Origin of the sequence: Arthrobacter sp. K5 (assembly GCF_040448525.1) — a bacterium.
Lineage (GTDB): Bacteria > Actinomycetota > Actinomycetes > Actinomycetales > Micrococcaceae > Arthrobacter > Arthrobacter globiformis.
Window position 1 is genome coordinate 497,447 of record NZ_CP159279.1, and the last position, 16,316, is coordinate 513,762.

General features: G+C 68.9%; 12 protein-coding genes. 8 read left to right on the forward strand and 4 right to left on the reverse strand.

The annotated features are described in order from the left end of the window. The first annotated feature begins 24 nt into the window (after nucleotides 1-24). Nucleotides 25-1,266 (forward strand): MFS transporter, encoded by a 1,242-nt coding sequence (locus ABRP34_RS02110; RefSeq protein WP_083839699.1) that lies wholly within the window; start codon nucleotides 25-27, stop codon nucleotides 1,264-1,266. Between the two features lie 67 nt (nucleotides 1,267-1,333). Next, nucleotides 1,334-3,160 carry a gamma-glutamyltransferase gene (ggt, locus tag ABRP34_RS02115; protein WP_353712083.1) on the forward strand — a complete coding sequence of 609 codons (1,827 nt, stop codon included), beginning with the start codon at nucleotides 1,334-1,336 and terminating at the stop codon, nucleotides 3,158-3,160. Between the two features lie 48 nt (nucleotides 3,161-3,208). On the opposite strand, the gene ABRP34_RS02120 is transcribed toward ggt, so the two are convergent. Further along, nucleotides 3,209-3,832 carry a hypothetical protein gene (locus ABRP34_RS02120; protein WP_353712084.1) on the reverse strand — a complete coding sequence of 208 codons (624 nt, stop codon included), beginning with the start codon at nucleotides 3,830-3,832 and terminating at the stop codon, nucleotides 3,209-3,211. Nucleotides 3,833-3,999: 167 nt separating this feature from the next. On the opposite strand from ABRP34_RS02120, the gene ABRP34_RS02125 reads away from it, so the two are divergent. The 3 genes from ABRP34_RS02125 to hrpB all read left to right on the forward strand — a co-directional run bounded on the left by ABRP34_RS02125 (nucleotide 4,000) and on the right by hrpB (nucleotide 9,440). Continuing rightward, nucleotides 4,000-4,731: a hypothetical protein gene (locus ABRP34_RS02125; protein ID WP_353712085.1), complete on the forward strand. Its 732-nt coding sequence runs from the start codon at nucleotides 4,000-4,002 to the stop codon at nucleotides 4,729-4,731. A gap of 238 nt (nucleotides 4,732-4,969) precedes the next feature. Continuing rightward, nucleotides 4,970-6,559: a DUF222 domain-containing protein gene (locus ABRP34_RS02130; protein WP_353712086.1), complete on the forward strand. Its 1,590-nt coding sequence runs from the start codon at nucleotides 4,970-4,972 to the stop codon at nucleotides 6,557-6,559. Between the two features lie 97 nt (nucleotides 6,560-6,656). After that, nucleotides 6,657-9,440 (forward strand): ATP-dependent helicase HrpB, encoded by a 2,784-nt coding sequence (gene hrpB / locus ABRP34_RS02135; protein ID WP_353712087.1) that lies wholly within the window; start codon nucleotides 6,657-6,659, stop codon nucleotides 9,438-9,440. A 17-nt stretch (nucleotides 9,441-9,457) separates the two neighbouring features. Here the strand turns inward: hrpB and ABRP34_RS02140 are convergent, their stop codons facing one another. Together ABRP34_RS02140 and ABRP34_RS02145 are read right to left on the reverse strand one after the other, a co-directional pair. After that, complete coding sequence (locus ABRP34_RS02140; RefSeq protein WP_353712088.1) at nucleotides 9,458-10,489, reverse strand: glycosyltransferase family 4 protein; 1,032 nt, start codon at nucleotides 10,487-10,489, stop codon at nucleotides 9,458-9,460. Between the two features lie 85 nt (nucleotides 10,490-10,574). Next, a complete protein-coding gene (locus ABRP34_RS02145; RefSeq protein WP_353712089.1) occupies nucleotides 10,575-12,704 on the reverse strand; it encodes a glycogen debranching N-terminal domain-containing protein in 2,130 nt (709 codons plus the stop codon). Between the two features lie 250 nt (nucleotides 12,705-12,954). On the opposite strand from ABRP34_RS02145, the gene ABRP34_RS02150 reads away from it, so the two are divergent. After that, a complete protein-coding gene (locus tag ABRP34_RS02150; protein ID WP_353712090.1) occupies nucleotides 12,955-15,135 on the forward strand; it encodes an elongation factor G-like protein EF-G2 in 2,181 nt (726 codons plus the stop codon). Between the two features lie 5 nt (nucleotides 15,136-15,140). Here ABRP34_RS02150 and ABRP34_RS02155 read toward each other — a convergent pair whose 3' ends face one another. Next, nucleotides 15,141-15,827: an alpha/beta family hydrolase gene (locus ABRP34_RS02155; protein ID WP_353712091.1), complete on the reverse strand. Its 687-nt coding sequence runs from the start codon at nucleotides 15,825-15,827 to the stop codon at nucleotides 15,141-15,143. Nucleotides 15,828-16,020: 193 nt separating this feature from the next. Here ABRP34_RS02155 and ABRP34_RS02160 point away from each other — a divergent pair, with 193 nt between their 5' ends. Together ABRP34_RS02160 and ABRP34_RS02165 are read left to right on the forward strand one after the other, a co-directional pair. Continuing rightward, entirely contained in the window at nucleotides 16,021-16,194 is a 174-nt protein-coding gene (locus ABRP34_RS02160) for a hypothetical protein (protein ID WP_353712092.1), read from the forward strand. After that, the gene (locus ABRP34_RS02165; RefSeq protein WP_353712093.1) at nucleotides 16,191-16,313 is read left to right on the forward strand and encodes a hypothetical protein; all 123 of its coding nucleotides are present in this window, start codon (nucleotides 16,191-16,193) and stop codon (nucleotides 16,311-16,313) included. Before ABRP34_RS02160 ends, ABRP34_RS02165 begins: the two co-directional genes overlap by 4 nt. The last annotated feature ends 3 nt before the right edge of the window (nucleotides 16,314-16,316 follow it).

The following is a 16,316-nucleotide window of genomic DNA, read 5'->3' on the forward strand; positions in this document are numbered from 1 at the left end:
CGCGCCGGGACGGACAGCGAGGCGATGAACCCGGCGGCCCGCAAGGTGCAGCGCATCTACCTGACGCTGACACTCGGCAATACCCTTGCGGCTTCGTTCATCTGGGGCATCAACACGCTCTTCCTGTTGGACGCCGGGCTCAGCAACCTCGAAGCCTTTGCCGCGAATGCCTTCTTCACCGCCGGCATGGTTCTCTTCGAGGTGCCCACCGGTGTGGTGGCAGACGGCTGGGGGCGCCGCGTTTCCTTCCTGCTCGGCACCGCCACCCTGGCCGTCTCGACACTCCTCTACTACCTGCTGTGGCAGCTTTCCGCGGCGTTCTGGGCGTGGGCAGTCGTATCCGTGCTGCTCGGCCTGGGCTTCACCTTCTTCTCCGGCGCCGTGGAGGCCTGGCTCGTGGACGCGCTGCACTTCTCCGGTTACGACGGCGCGCTGGAAACGGTGCTGGGGCGCGGCCAGATGATCTCCGGCACCGCCATGCTCATCGGGTCGGTCGCGGGCGGCGCCATCGCCCAGGCCACCGACCTCGGCGTGCCGTTCCTGCTGCGCGTGGGCGTGCTGCTGGCCATGTTCGGGGTGGCCCTGTGGCTCATGCACGACGTCGGCTTCACCCCCGAGCACTCGGCGCGTCCCCTTCAGGCGACGCGCGCCGTCCTGGCTGCCTCCATCGAGAACGGCCTGAAGAACCCGCCCGTCCGCTACGTGATGCTGGCCGCCCCGTTCACTGCCGGCGTCGGAATCTACGTCTTCTACGCCCTGCAGCCGTTCCTGCTTGAGCTGTTCGGCGACCGCGGCGCCTACGGCATCGCGGGCCTGGCAGCGGCCATCGTGGCCGGGGCCGAGGTCCTCGGCGGCTGGCTGGCGCCGCGCTTCCGGCGCCTGGTCCGCAAACGCACCACGGTGCTGATCCTCAGCGGCGCCGTGAGTGCAGTGATCCTGGTGGCGCTCGGGTTCACCCGTGAGTTCTGGGTGGCCCTGGTACTTCTGGCGGTGTGGGCGCTGGTGGCCGAGGTGGGGACCCCGGTGGGGCAGGCCTACCTCAACGACATGATCGACTCCAGGCAGCGGGCCACGGTGCTCAGCTTCGCCTCGCTCACAGGTTCGAGCGGCGGTGTGGTGGTGCAGCCGTTGCTGGGCCGGGCAGCCGATGTTTACGGCTACTCGGCGTCGCTGGCCGTCAGCGGCGTGATCCAGCTGGCCGCGGTGCCGTTCCTGTACGCCAGCCGCCGCCAGCGCGCCGCTGCCGATGAAGCACACGGCCGTTGAGTGTCCTTCCCCGGCGGAGTAGCGTGACAGTACCGTCAACCCGTATAACACCCACCCCGGAGCGACCATGCCAAACCTGAGAAGCCGAGTAGCCGCCGTCACCACGGCCCTGGCCTTGAGCGTGACGGCGGGGTCCGTCACCACTCCCGCTTTTGCTGACCAGCGGGAGACCAAAAAGACCGCCACGGCCACGGGATACGGCGGCGCCGTCAGCACCGTGGACCCCGAGGCCTCCGCAGCGGCCATCGACATCCTCCGCCGGGGAGGCAACGCGGCGGACGCCGCCGTCGCCGCCGCGGCCACCCTCGGGGTGACCGAGCCGTACAGCGCCGGAGTGGGCGGCGGCGGGTACTTCGTCTTCTACAGCGCACACAGCGGGCATGTGAGCACCATCGACGGCCGTGAAACGGCGCCGGCGGCCATGCCGCACGATGCCTTCATCGATCCGAAGACCGGAAAGCCTTACAACTTCACGCCCGAGCTCGTCACCAGCGGCGTATCGGTGGGCGTGCCCGGCACCCCGGCCACCTGGGAGCGCGCGCTTGACCGGTGGGGAACCAAAGACCTGGATGACGTCCTCGAGCCGGCCATCGACGTCGCGGACCGCGGCTTCGTGGTGGACGGCACCTTCCGCCAGCAGACACTCGATAACAAGCTCCGCTTTGCGGCGTTCACTTCCACCAGCAAGCTCTTTCTGCCCGGCGGTGACGCGCCCGCCGTCGGCAGTATTTTCAGGAACCCGGACCTCGCGGCAACCTACCGGCTGTTGGCGGACAAGGGCACCCGCGCCTTCTACCACGGCGCGCTAGCCAAGGAGATAGCGTCAACCGTCCAGGCCCCGCCGAAGACCAAGACCACCAAGCTGCCCGTCCCGGCCGGCCACCTGACCACAGCGGACCTCGCCCAGTACCGCGCCCTGAACCAGTCGCCCACCCACGTCGAATACCGCGGCCTGGACGTCTACGGCATGGCACCGTCGAGCAGCGGCGGCACCACGGTGGGCGAGGCGCTGAACATCCTTGAGCCGTTCGACCTCGCCGGGATGTCCACGCCCAGCGCGCTGCATCACTACCTCGAAGCCAGCGCTCTCGCCTTTGCGGACCGCGGCAAGTATGTGGGCGACCCCGCCTTCGTCGACGTTCCCACCGACGCACTCACGGACCCGCTGTTCGGCAAGGAACGCTCGTGCGAGATCAACCCGAAGCTGGCGGCAGTGAAGCCCGTCGCGCCGGGTGACGTGGCAAATTACGACGGCGGGTGCCCAGCACCCGCGGCCGCCCCCGCCAGCGAGAAGGACACCGAGAACATCTCCACCACCAACCTGACGGTCGCCGACAAGTGGGGCAACGTCGTCGAATACACCCTCACCATCGAACAGACCGGTGGATCGGGCATTGTGGTTCCCGGCCGCGGATTCCTGCTGAACAACGAGCTGACCGACTTCTCCACGGTGTACGACCCGAAGGACCCGAACCGGATTGAGCCCGGCAAGCGGCCGCGGTCCTCGATGTCGCCGACGATCATCCTCGAGGACGGCGATCCGTTCCTCGCCCTCGGCTCGCCCGGCGGCTCGACGATCATCACCACCGTCCTGCAGACCATCCTGAACAGGGTGGACCTGGGGATGAACATCTCTGATGCCATCGCGGCTCCGCGGGCGGCGCAGCGGAATTCGGCCAAGGTCACGGCCGAGCCCGGGTTCATCGCGCTTTACGAAAAGCCGCTGATGCCGTTCGGCCACGTGTTCACCCCGTCCGGCGACGCGTTCACCTCGGCAGCAGAGATCGGGGCGGCCACCGCCATCGAGTTCAAGTCGGGCGGGCGCATGGTCGCCGCCGCCGAGCCGGTCAGGCGCGGGGGAGGCTCCGCCATGGTGGTCAAACCCGCGAGGTGAGTCCCGCCGTCGTGCTTTGGAAAGCCAGCCGTCACGGAAGGCGAACCGCTACGGAATGCCGTCGGCCGGTCCCGGCAGCAGCTGCCGGTTCCTGATCTGCGAAGGTCCGAACTCCACCGTGAGCGGACGGATTTCCCAGGAGCCGCTGCGTTCCCGTGGACGGCCTTCCCATGAGGGGCCCTGCGACTTTGGCTTGCCTACAGCAACGTGGGGGCGCCACCGCGGATATCTGAAGCCCAGGGCGCGGGAGCTGAGGATGAAGTCATCGGGGTTGTCCACCAGCAGGTCGTCCAGCAACTCATGGAGGGCCTGGACGAGCCCGACCTGGAAATCCCTCACGTGCTGGGGCACCTCCACCTCGAGGCCGGAAACCCGGCCGCCGCCGAACAGAACGAGCCGCTCGGCCGTTCCGGAGAAGCCCTCCAGCACGGGCAGGCCGCGCAGCCAGTCCGCGGTCTTGACGGCGGCCGCGGCCGGGTCAGTGGCGCCCTTGGTCCAGTCGGCAACGTCGGCGGCGAAGTCCTCCAGGATGCCGATGTGGAGCAGGGTCATGTGAAGGCCCTGCGGCCTGCGCAGCCCGTCCGCGTAGGCAGCGAGCTGTTCGTAGTCAGCGGGTTTGGCGCCGACGCTGAGGACCGGAACCTCCACCGTGATGCGCGGAAGCCTCAGCATCCGGACCTCCTTTGCCCTGGCCGCCGTCGGAATTCTTGCCTCTCGGTCATGCAATTATGCGCCACATAGGGTGCCCCAAGGTTTTCCCAACCTCCGGAGCCGATCATGGCCCGGGGTGCAAGCTGGATGGCTACGGAGACCAAACCGAACAACAGTGAGGACATGCCATGGGCGAGCTACGGAAACTCGGCACGATCGGAAGCCTTGGGCTGCTGCTGTCGGGCAGCCTGATTTTCGGTTCATCACAGGCCGCACTGGCGGCCACCTGCCGTCCCGGAACGGCAGTCCCGGTGAGCAACCTCGGGGGCAAGGTGCTGACCTCCACAACTTTTGAAGGCAATACCATCGCGCCGTTCGTGGCCACCCGGTCAGGCAACGGAATTGTGGCCGTGGCCAGCCCCAGGGCCCACACCGGCACGTGTTCGGTCCGGTTGCGGGCGACCGATACCGTCGGGTCCGTGGCGAACATGGGGTACGGCCTCGAGGCCGGCACGAAGAGGGCCAGCGCCGAAGCCTGGGTCAACATCGTGTCGGGCGGACTCCGCGGGAACAACGTTCCCTACGTGCGGTTCTTCTCCGGCGGCACGCGCATCGCCGACGTCTTCCGCGACAATGCCACGGGCACGCCCTGGCTGCGGACCACCAACCCCAACGGGACGTTCTCCTACACCAAGCTCCTGGCCCGGAACATGACCCTGAATACCTGGCACCATGTGCAGATGCAGGTCCGGGCCGAAGGCGACAAGTCCTCCATTGAGATCTGGCTCGACGGCGCCCGGGTGTACTCCAATAACCGGCTTGTCCTCGGAGCCACGAGCCTGAGCAAGGTTCAGTTCGGAGCCGAGCACCCGCGCCAGATGGGCGACAGCTACATCGACGACGTCGTGGTCCGGAGGTAGCGGGATTCCCAAGCTCCTGCACGGCCTGCTTTCCTAGGCCGTGCAGGTCAGGACGTGGGCTTTGCGTTTTCTCTAAGTGCCCAAGTAGGTGGCAGATCAGGGCGTTCTGAGCGCTGGGTACGCCCTGATGTGCTACCGGGTTTTCGTTCTCAAGAAGTCTAAAAAATCTTTTCGGTCCGATCCGTATATTGTGCATTTTCGACCCTTTATTGTCATAGCCCCCTGTCATGCTGTGGGTATGGATGCGAAGGCAGCGGTGCAGACGGTGAAGGGCATCGGGTCCTCTGTTGCTGTGCTGGCTGTTTTTGTCCATGAGGCGGCCGGCGCCGTGGCGGGTTCCGTGTCGGTGACCGGTTCTGGGGGTTTGACCGTTGCTGATCCGTTGCGGGATGAGGCGGATGCGTGGCTGGATGTGCTGGCCGGGACGGCCAGGCTAGAGGCCAGGGTGGCTGCGTTGAAGGTCCAGGCCGCGGCTGGTTTCGCTGCTGCCGCGGCGGCTTTGGCGGCTCCTGATGCGTCTGTCTCGGAGCGGGACGCGCTGGAGATGTCGGTGACCGCCGAGGTCGCGTGCGCGCTGACCGTGAGCGAAGGAGCGGCGGCACGCTTTCTAGAAGAGTCCGCCAGGCTGAGCACGGATCTGCCGCTGACCCTTGCCGCGCTCGGAGCGGGAACGCTGTCGTGGCAGCACGGGCGGATCATGTGTGACGAGACCGAGGGTCTGTCGCCGGAAGCGGCGGCGGCGTTTGAGGCGCATTTCCTGGACCCGGACGCACCAAACCCGGCACGGGGTTGCGCGGCGGGGGAGCTGACCCCGGCAAGGTTCCGGGCCAAGGCCCGGTATTGGCGGGAACGGCACCATCCGGTCAGCATTGAAAAACGGCACCACAAGTGTGTGACGGACCGGCGGCTGGAGTATGCCCCGGACCGGGACGGCATGGCCTGGCTCTCGGCGTACCTGCCCGCGGACCAGGCGGCCGGGATCTGGGACCGCACCACCGCCGCCGCCCGCACCCTGCAGGGACCTGCCGAAACACGGACCCTCCCCCAACTGCGCGCGGACGTGGCCGCCGCATGGCTGCTCGGCCCGGGCCAGCGTCTTCACCGCATGCCCGCAGGCTCTGCGCCGGCAGGATCCGTCCCGCCCGGTAAGGTGCCTTCCCCCAGGGCCCAGGTGCTGGTCACGGTGCCGGTGTTCTCGCTGCTCGGCCTGACCGAGGAACCAGCCACACTCGACGGGTACGGGCCGATCCCCCCGTCGATGGCCCGCCGGCTCGTCGCCGACGGCGCTGCGTCGTTCCTGAGAGTGCTCACCGATCCGAGGGACGGAGCACCACTGGAGATCGGACGCACCAGCTACCGGCTCACGAAGCCGATGCGCCAGTGGCTGCGGCTTAGGGACGCGCGGTGCACGTTCCCGGGCTGCAACAACCACTCCCTGGACAACGACGCCGACCACATCCTCGCCTGGGCCGACGGCGGGACCACCGGCGTCACCAACCTCGGCCAGCCCTGCCCCAAACACCACAGACTCAAACACGCCACAGCGTGGAGACCGGTCGGCGTGACCCGTGAGAGCCCGCCCGGCTGGATCTCACCCACCGGACGGTCCTACCCAGCGGAACAACAAGACTGGGAACCACCCACCTGGCCGGAACCGCCGCCCGGCCAGGAATGGCAGGGGCTGCCGGACTGGTTTGACCAGGATCCCGAACCTCCGGAATCTCCCGACGACCTAGACGGAGTTGGGAGCCAGATTGCTTTCGACGGCGTTGAACCACCGCTGCCAGTGGATCCATGGCCATACTGGTCGTCATCCACAGCAGCCTAGGAAGCCGTCTGCCCCGAAAGTTCGTCCGCCGTCAGGCATGCCCCGGTCCAAGCCTGTCCGTGTCCGGTCCCATGCCTGCCACCGGCACAATGGAAGGGTGACTTCCGCACCCCGCCCGCACGATGCCCCAATCGACGCCCCAATCGACGCCCTGGGCCGTTCCGCCCCGTTCGATCTGCAGGCCATCGGCTCCGGGCTGGTCTTCGCGGAGTCGCTCGGGGAGCTGGCCGGGGTGTTGCGTGGGCAGGGCGCCGACGGAGCCGCGGTGGTCCAGGCCCCGCCCGGCACTGGCAAGACGACCTTGGTTCCCCCGCTGGTTGCAAACTTGGCACAGGCTGCCGCAGGCGACCGCAAGCCGCGCATCGTGGTGACCCAGCCCCGCCGGGTGGCCGCGCGCTCGGCCGCACGGCGCCTCGCTGACCTCGACGCGACGAAGCTGGGGGACAGGGTGGGCTACACCGTCCGCGGTGAACGCCAGGCGGGCCCGGCCACCCTCATCGAGTTTGTGACGCCGGGCATCCTGCTGCGCCGCCTGCTGGCCGATCCCGGTCTGGAGGACACGGCCGCCGTCATCCTTGATGAGGTGCACGAGCGCGGCCTGGAAACCGATCTGCTGCTGGGCCTGCTCGCCGAGGTGCGCCAGCTGCGCGGCGACCTCATGCTTGTCGCCATGTCCGCGACCCTGGACGCGCCGCGGTTCGCTGCGCTGCTCGGCACGGACCCCGGCGGGGAACAAACCCAGGGGGCCGACGGCGGCGGGCCTGCTCCCGTCGTCGACTGCCCCTCCGCTCTTCACCCGTTGGAAACGGCCTGGACGCCCGCGCCGGTGGCGCGGCTGGACGGACGCGGAGTGACGCGCCTCTTCCTCGATCATGTGGCCGAAACCGCCGCCGTGTCATATGCCGATGCCCTCGCCGCCGACCCCCGCATCGACGCCCTGGTGTTCCTGCCGGGCGCGTGGGAGGTGTCGCATGTGGCCGGCCGGCTGCGCGCCCGGGTGGGTCCCGGCGTCGAAATCCTGGAGCTGCACGGCCAGGTCAGCCCCGCGGCCCAGGACCGCGCCGTGTCCGGCCGCAAGCCCGGGGATCCCGCCCGGATCATTGTGTCCACGGGGCTCGCCGAATCGTCGCTGACAGTGCCCGGCGTCCGGCTGGTGGTCGACGCCGGGCTCTCCCGCGAACCCCGCCGCGACGCCGGCCGCGGCATGACCGGCCTGGTCACCGTCTCCTGCTCCCGGGCCTCTGCGGAACAGCGCGCCGGACGTGCGGCCCGGCAAGGGCGGGGGAAGGTGATCCGCTGCTATGACCAGAAGACCCTCGGCGCAGCGCCGGCGCACCAAACGCCCGAGATCGCCGTGTCCGACCTGACGGGCGCAGCCCTGATCCTCGCGTGCTGGGGCTCGCCCGGCGGCCGCGGGCTTGCCCTTCCTGACGCCCCGCCGCAGGCTGCCATGGGCGACGCCGTCGAGGTGCTGCGCGAACTTGGTGCCGTGGGGGAGGATGGCCTCGCCACGGACTTGGGCAAGGCCCTGGCACGCATTCCCGCCGACCCCCGCCTGGGACGCGCCCTCCTGGTCGGTTCGGCGCTGCTGGGTGGAGCGAATGCCGGCCGCACAGGGTCTGGGACTACTGGGAACGCGACTGCGGCTAACGGGGCTGCGCGTAACAGGCTGGCGGCGGAGGTGGTTGCCGCCGTCGCCGGGGACCAGCGCGCCACCGGGGCCGACCTGCCCCGGCTGGTGTCGGCCCTCCGCTCCGGCAAGGATCCCGCCTCCAGGCGGTGGGCCGATGAGGCACGACGGCTGGACACCCTGGCGCGCCAGACGGGGTCCGGCGTCGGGTTTTCCTCCGTCGATATGCCAGTGCTCGACGTGCCGGCGGGAACCGCGGAGCAGATCGGTCTGGTCGTCGCCCTGGCGTTCCCGGACCGGGTGGCCCGCCGCGTCCCCGGAGACGGGCCGGAACGCTATCTGCTGACCTCCGGCACGCGGGCCGGACTTCCCGCTGGCAGTCCGCTTGCCGGACACGAGTGGCTGGCGGTGGCCGAAGTTGCGCGGGCGGACGGGCGGGACGCCGCCGGGACGGGCGCGGTGATCCGTTCTGCCGCGCCGCTGACGGCTGGCACAGCCGAGGGGGCCGCGGCGCACCTGCTGCTCGACTCGGTGGAGGCAACGTTTGGCCAGGGCCGTGTGACGGCCCGCAGGGAGCGGCGCCTTGGCGCCATCTCCCTCTCCTCCACGCCGGTGCGGGCGTCGGCAGGTGCCGGCCGTGCCGCCGTCGCCCGGGCGTTGGAGGATCAGGGGCTGGGAACCATCGGATGGTCGACGGCGGCGGATGCGCTGCGCCGCCGTCTCGCCCTGCTGCACCGGGAACTGGGGGACCCCTGGCCGGACATGTCCGAGCCTGCTTTGCTGTCCCGGCTCGACGACTGGCTTGGTCCGGAGCTGGAGGCGCTGGCCGGAGGGGCTGCGACCTCCGGCATTGACCTGGCGGACCCGCTGCGGCGGCTGCTGCCGTGGCCCGACGCCGCCCGGCTGGGCGAGCTCGCGCCGGAGTTTCTGGAGGTGCCCAGCGGTTCCCGCGTCAGGATTGACTATCCGGCGGCCGGGGACGACGGCGGCAGGCCGGTGGTCGCCGTCAAGCTACAGGAATGCTTTGGCTGGGACCGGACGCCGCTGCTCGCCGGCGGCCGGGTGGCGGTGCAGTTCCATCTGCTGTCGCCGGCCCGGCGGCCGCTGGCCGTCACCGACGATCTTGCCTCCTTCTGGTCCGGCCCCTACGCACAGGTCCGAGCGGAGATGCGGGGCCGCTATCCCAAGCACCCCTGGCCGGAGGACCCCTGGACCGCGACGGCGACCGCGCGGACCAATACGCGGAAGTGATTACCGCGTGGATGTGATTACCGCGTGGAAGCCACGCCGGTCAGGCGTGAGTAGAGGGCCAGATGGGCTTCGACCATCCGCTCGGTGCTGAAACGGTCTTCGGCCTGGGCGCGCACTGACCTGCGGTCCAGGGTCCCAGCGCGCAGCAGCAGCCCAGCCAGGTCCTCCAGCGACGAGGCCAAGTAGCCGCTGACGCCGTCGTCAACGATTTCCGGCGCCGACCCCATCGGCGTGGCCACCACCGGTGTGCCTGTAGCCATCGCTTCGATCATCACCAGCCCGAACGGCTCCATCCACTGGATGGGATTGAGCAAGGCGGTGGCTTCACCGAGCAGTTTGTACTTCTCTGCGCCGCCCACCTCGCCCAGGAACTCCACGTCCGGGCCCTGCAGCGGCTTTACAACATCGCGGTAGTACTGCATTTCAGCCGGTTCCCGCATCTTCGCCGCGATCCGGAGCGGAACCCCGGCCAACTGCGCCACCCTGATGGCCTCCACCACGCCCTTGTCGGGGCACATCCGGCCAAGGAAACACGCATAGCCGCCCTGCCCGTGCCCCACCGGAACCGCGTCCACCTCCATGCCGTGGGGGATGATGGCAGCGACCCGGTCTGCGAGCACGCTGCTGACCTGGCTTTTGGAGATGGCGATCAGGGTTGTGTCCCGGGCTGCCGCGCCATAGACGGCGGCGAACGAGGGGCTCAGGTCGCTGTGAATCGTGGTGACCACCGGCAGCCCATCGGGGCGGCCCCGGTAGAGCGGGCCGGCGAGGGTGTGGTCATGGACCAGGTCCACCATGCCGTCCATCCCGGCGTAGGCGCTGATCACGTGGCTGAGTTCCGAGGAGGTGAATCCCACGAGGTCGGGTTCGGAGGAGTGCATCCCGGGCAGCCGTTCCACCGGGCAGGTGCTGTCTGCCGCGGCAGCGAGCAGCACCTCATGACCGGCTCTGGAAAACCCCCTGGCCAGGGCGTCGACCACCAGTTCGATGCCTCCGTATCCCGCCGGAGGAATCGGATACCAGGGCCCCGCAATTAAACCGATACGCATCCGCAGCTCCCGTGTTGTCCGGATGTTCTGAGACCGTCTTAACTACTGAGACCATTTAGTTGTATGTGGGACTACGCGTCCGCTCTTAGGGTGCCATCAAACGCTCCAGCGGCGGCCGCGGCTTGTTCAGCAGGGTCAGGCCCTGGCTTAGGCCGTCAATGGACCCTTCGGTGCCGGCGGCGTGCACGGTGATCCGGGACGGGCCCATCTGGACGTGGTCCGCCCGGAAGCTGCCGAACTCAGCCGGAAGTACCGGGGCGAGGCAGACCTCCTCGCGGGGAAGCAGGGGATCGAAGCGCAGGAGGACCCGCATCAGATGCACCGGCGCAGCTGAGGCCCAGGCCTGCGGCGAGCAGGACGTGGGGAAGGGGACGGGGTCGGGGAATTCGTCCCGGGAAAACCCGCAGAAGAGCTCCGGCAGCCGCCCGTCGAACTTTTCCGCGGCGTCAAAGAGGCCGGTGGCAATGCGCGTGGCCTCCTCGATGAAGCCGTACCGCATCAGCCCGCCCGCTATCAGGGCCGTATCGTGCGGCCACACCGACCCGTTGTGGTAGCTGACCGGGTTGTAGGCGCCCATGTCCGCGGCGAGCGTCCGGATTCCCCAACCCGTGAACATCTCCGGCGACATCAGCCGTTCGGCCACCAGAGCCGCCTTGTCGGCGTCGACGATGGCTGACCACAGGCAGTGCCCCATGTTGGAGGTGCAGGCATCCACGGGACGCTTGTCCTTGTCCAGGGCTACGGCAAAGTACCCCTTCCGGGGAAGCCAGAATTTCTCGTTGAACTCGGCCTTGATGTCGGCCGCCCGTCGGTTCCACTTGGACGCGGTCTCCTCGTCGCCCAGCTGCTGGGCGAGCAGGGCACGTCCCAGGTAGGCGCCGTAGACGTAGCCCTGCACCTCACACAGTGCTATGGGTGCCTCCGCCATCCGTCCGTCGGCGAAGTTGATGCCGTCCCAGGAATCCTTCCAGCCCTGGTTCAGCAGACCGTGCTCGTTGGCGCGCTGGTATTCCACGAACCCGTCGCCGTCGCGGTCGCCATAGTGCTGCACCCAGTCCAGGGCCCGGTCCGCATGGGGCAGGAGCGAGTCCAGCAGGTCGCCCGCCAGCCCCCAGCGTCCCAGTTCCGCCAGCAGTGCCACGAACAGCGGAGTTGCATCGGCGGTGCCGTAGTACGCCTGGCTGCCACCGAGTGCCAGCCCGGCGGTGACGCCCAGCCTCACCTCGTGGAGGATCCTGCCCGGTTCCTCCTCGGTGTCCGGATCAACCTTCTCTCCCTGCAGTGAGGCGAGGGTCTGAAGGGTCCCTGCCGCCAGCTTCGGGTCCACCGCGAGCGCCATGTAGGAGGACAGGATGGAATCCCTGCCGAACAGCGCCATGAACCACGGGGCGCCGGCGGCGACGGCGGCCCGCTCGGGGTGGTCGGGGTCGAAGATCCGGAGGGCACCCAGGTCCTCCTGGCTGCGGGTCAGGACCTTTTCCACGTTCTTGTCCGTCACGGTGAGCCGGGGAACATGTTCCTCCCAGGCGGCGTAGCGCTGTGCGCCCACGTGCTGAGCCGTCTCGTGCGTGAAGGGCTGTTCCGGACCGGCACCGTCAACCAGGGGCGTGGTGAATACGGTGGCCGTCCAGTTACCGCGGGGAGCCAACACGGCGTCGAACGTCAGGGCGTCCTCGGTGACCCCGGCACCGGGGGCGCTGATGACCACGCCCCGGTGGATTCCGTTGCGTATGGCGTCAATCTGCAGGGCGTCGGGCCGGACCTTTCGGCTGTGCTCGGCCGACGGCACCACCTTTCCGCCCTTGACGTCGAACAGGTCGCTCAGGTCCGCGTCCACCCTGATCTGGATCCGGCAGGTCCGCGGCTGTTCCGAATAGTTGTGCACCTTGATGTCGTCACGCAGGCCGGGTCCGACCTGCCGGCTGTGCTCCACCACCAGCGGGCTTTCCACCGCACCGTTGGCCCCGCGGGGCCTGCCGACGAACACTGCCCGGTAGGGTTCCCGGGTCTGGCCGGACAGCGGTTCCAGCGGAACGCCATCGACCGTCAGCTGCCAGCAGGAGAGAATCCGGGTGTCCTGGTAGAAGGCGCCCTGCGGCTGGCCGGGAAACACGTCCCCGCTCTCGGCGGAGATGCAGAAGGAGGAGCCCTCCACCACGGTCACAGCTGTCAGGCCGGATGATCCTGCACCGATGTTTTCATTCCACGCACTCATCGACCGCTCCCTGGTGACTAGTCGGATGGCATGGGCCGGCCCGTGCGGCCACGTTATCCATCGTCCCCCTACCTGGATGAGGCCGCAACGGGTTATTGCCCGCCGGCGGTGACGGCTCCGGAAAGCCGCGCCGCCGCGCCGTCGGACTGGCGTCCAGCACCCGGACCCCTTGCTGATCAGCAGCTTTGGGTGTCGAATCTTCTTACCAAGGCCGCTTGGCGGCTCACGACTAGCACGCCGGGAGATGGTCATGTCGGTAAAGGGCACTAATGGCCGGGGCAAGGGTCCGGGCCGCGGCAGTTCCGATCTCCGGCGGGCGGACGCGTCGGCCGGAGCACCGGTGGACAGGCCGGAGGGCATACGCAACGTCGCACTGGTGGGACACTCCGGGGCCGGCAAGACCATGCTGCTCGAGGCACTGCTCGCAGCCACCGGGACCATCCCGCGGATGGGCTCCATCGTTGACGGCAACACGGTCAGCGATGCGGAACCGTCCGAGATCCACCAGCAGCGCTCCGTGGTCCTGTCCGTGGCGCCGCTGATTTACGACGGCGTCAAGGTGAACCTGCTGGACACACCGGGCTACGGGGATTTCACCGGCGAGCTGCGCGCCGGGCTGCGCGCTGCGGACGCGGTACTGTTCGTGGTGTCGGCCGTGGACGGCGTCGACGCCGCCACCACCGCCCTGTGGGCGGAGTGCGCCCAGTTGGATACGCCCCGGGCAGTGGTGATCAGCCGGCTCGATCACCCGAGGGCCAATTTCGACGCCGCCCTGGCCGCCTGCCAGCAAGCCTTTGGCCAGTCGGTGGTGCCGGCCTACCTCCCGGTCCGCACGAACGGCAGGGTCACGGGACTGCTCGGGCTGCTGTCCGGGCAGGTCTCGGAGTACGACGGCGAGTCCCCGGAGCCCGCGGTCCGTGAGGCGAGTGTTGATGAGCTCGCCGCCGCGGAGTCCGAGCGCGGCGCGCTGATCGAAGGCATCATCTCCGAAAGCGAGGACGAGTCGCTGATGGACCGCTACCTTGGGGGCGAGGACATCGACGCCGACGTCCTGGTGGGCGACCTCGAAACGGCTGTGGCGCGTGGATCGTTCTTTCCCGTCCTGGCGACGTCGGCTGAGAAGGGTCTGGGGATCACGGAGCTGCTGGACATGCTGACCCGGGCGTTTCCGACACCCCTTGAGCGTGCCGTGCCGGACGTGACTGACCTTGCCGGCCAACCGGCCGGGCCGCTTTCCTGCGACCCCGACGGACCGCTGGCCGGTGAGGTGGTGCGCACCACCATGGATCCGTTCCTGGGACGCGTCTGCCTGGTGCGTGTCTTTTCCGGCACGCTGCGCGAGGATTCCGCAGTGCACGTCAGCGGCCGCGGCCTGGCCGAACGCGGGCACGAGGACCATGACAGCGATGAGCGCCTCACCCACCTGTACTCCCCAATGGGGGCAAGCCTGCGGCCTGTCCCGTACTCTGTGGCTGGCGACATCTGCGCCATCACCAAGCTGGGCAGCGCGGAAACGGGCGATACCGTGTCAGCCAAGGATGCCCCGCTGCTGATCACGGCCTGGGATATGCCCGAACCGCTCATGCCGGTAGCCGTCGAGGCCGCCACCCGCAGCGACGAGGACGCCCTCGCCAAGAGCCTGGGCAAGGTGGCCGCCGGTGACCCGACCCTCCGGGTGGAACGCAACTCCGAAACCCACCAGCTCATCCTGTGGTGCATGGGCGAGGCGCACGGCGAGGTGATCCTGGACCGGCTGCGGGACCAGGGGGTGAAGCTGCAGACCGTGCCGGTGGTGACGCCGCTGCGCGAGACCTTCGCCGCGCCGGCCGCCGGGCACGGGCGCTACGTCAAGCAGTCCGGCGGCCACGGCCAGTACGCCATCTGCGACATTGAGGTGGAGGCGCTCGAACGCGGGGCAGGCTTCGAATTCGTGGATAAGACCGTGGGCGGGGTAGTGCCGAACCAGTTCATCGGCTCGGTGGAGAAGGGTGTGCGGGCGCAGATGCAGAAGGGCGTTTCCGCAGGGTTCCCGGTGGTTGACATCCGGGTGACGCTCGTGGGCGGCAAGGCCCACAGCGTTGACTCCTCCGACGCCGCGTTCCAGTCTGCCGGCGCGCTGGCACTGCGCGAGGCTGCAGCCGCCGGCCGCATCCAGCTGCTGGAGCCCGTCTCCGCCGTCACCATCAGCATCCCGGACGAGTACGTCGGGGCGGTCATGAGCGACCTTTCCTCACGCCGTGGCCGGCTCACGGGCACGACGTCGTCCGGCGGGGATGCCACGGAGGTCACCGCCGAGGTACCGGACGGAGAACTCCTCCGGTATGCGGTCCAGCTGCGGGCGCTGACCGCGGGCACGGGCCGGTTCCGCCGCAGCTACCTGCGGCACGAACCGGTTCCAGGCAACGTGGCGCCGGCGGCGGCGCACGCCTGAAATCCTTAGCCGGCAGGGTTGTTAGCACGCAGGAACGCGGTGACCGGCGCAGCGAGCGAGGCGCCGATGTCCTCGGCGCTGCGTTTGTTTCCGGCGACCGCAAATGAGTGGTCGCCGCCTTCGCACCACTGGAGTGTGGCCGTCGGTCCGATCCGTGACACCACGCCTTCCAGCAGCTCCCGGGTGGCGAACGTGTCGCGCGTTCCCTGCAGGAAAAGCATGGGGGTTTCCAGCCCGTAGAGGTGCTCGTCGCGGAGCTTCTCCGGCTTGCCCGGCGGGTGCAGCGGGTAGCCGAGGTAGATGAGGCCAGCGGCCGGCATTCCTTCTGCCACGGCCATGGAGGCCATCCGGCCGCCGAACGACTTCCCTGCCGCCCACAGCGGCTCGGCTTCTCCTGCGGACTTCGCCCGGGCCGCCGCTTCGGCCATGGCCGCCCGCCAGGTGGCAATCGCCGCCGGCGGCCGGTCGGGGAACTTCCGGCCCGCCTCACGGTAGGGGAAGTTGAAGCGCAAGGTGGCGACGCCGTCGTCGTTCAGTGCATCGGTAAACCCGCGCATGAGCGGATGCTCCATGCCCGCGCCGGCGCCGTGGGCCAGCACGAGCGTTGCGAACGGATTGGCTGGCCGTGCGTAGGCGCCGGAAACGTGGCCTTCGCCGACGGCGATGGTGACGGGGGAATCAGCGATAGGCATGACTCCATCATGCCTGACTTGGGCTCCCTGATCCGGACGGCCCCCGGTCCGGGTGCCGGCGTCGTGATGCCCGGTTCGTGATGCACAGCCCGGGCACAGGCAGGCGAAAGTCTCCAGCCAGCTCCGGACCGGACAGTGGATGCAGAAGCCGGCTACGCCGGACACAGCCCATCATCCGCCAGGAGGAACCATCATGATCGCGTACAGGCCCATTGCTCCCTTGACCGTCGGCAGTGGCAGGCTCGGCGCAGCCCTTGTTGCGATGGTCGTCGCGGCCTTTTGCGGCACGGCGGCGTTCAGCCTCGATGAAGCCGGCGCCAGCTCACAGACCCAGCAGGGCTTACAGACCCAGCAGGGCACGCAGTGACGGTCCTGGCGGCAACTGCTGACGCCGCTGGCCTCGACGGGATCGCCGGGTGCGCCGTCCTGGCGACCGCGTTCATCGCCGGAAGGATCAGGAAAGCGCGCAGCAAGGTGAATGCCTAGCCG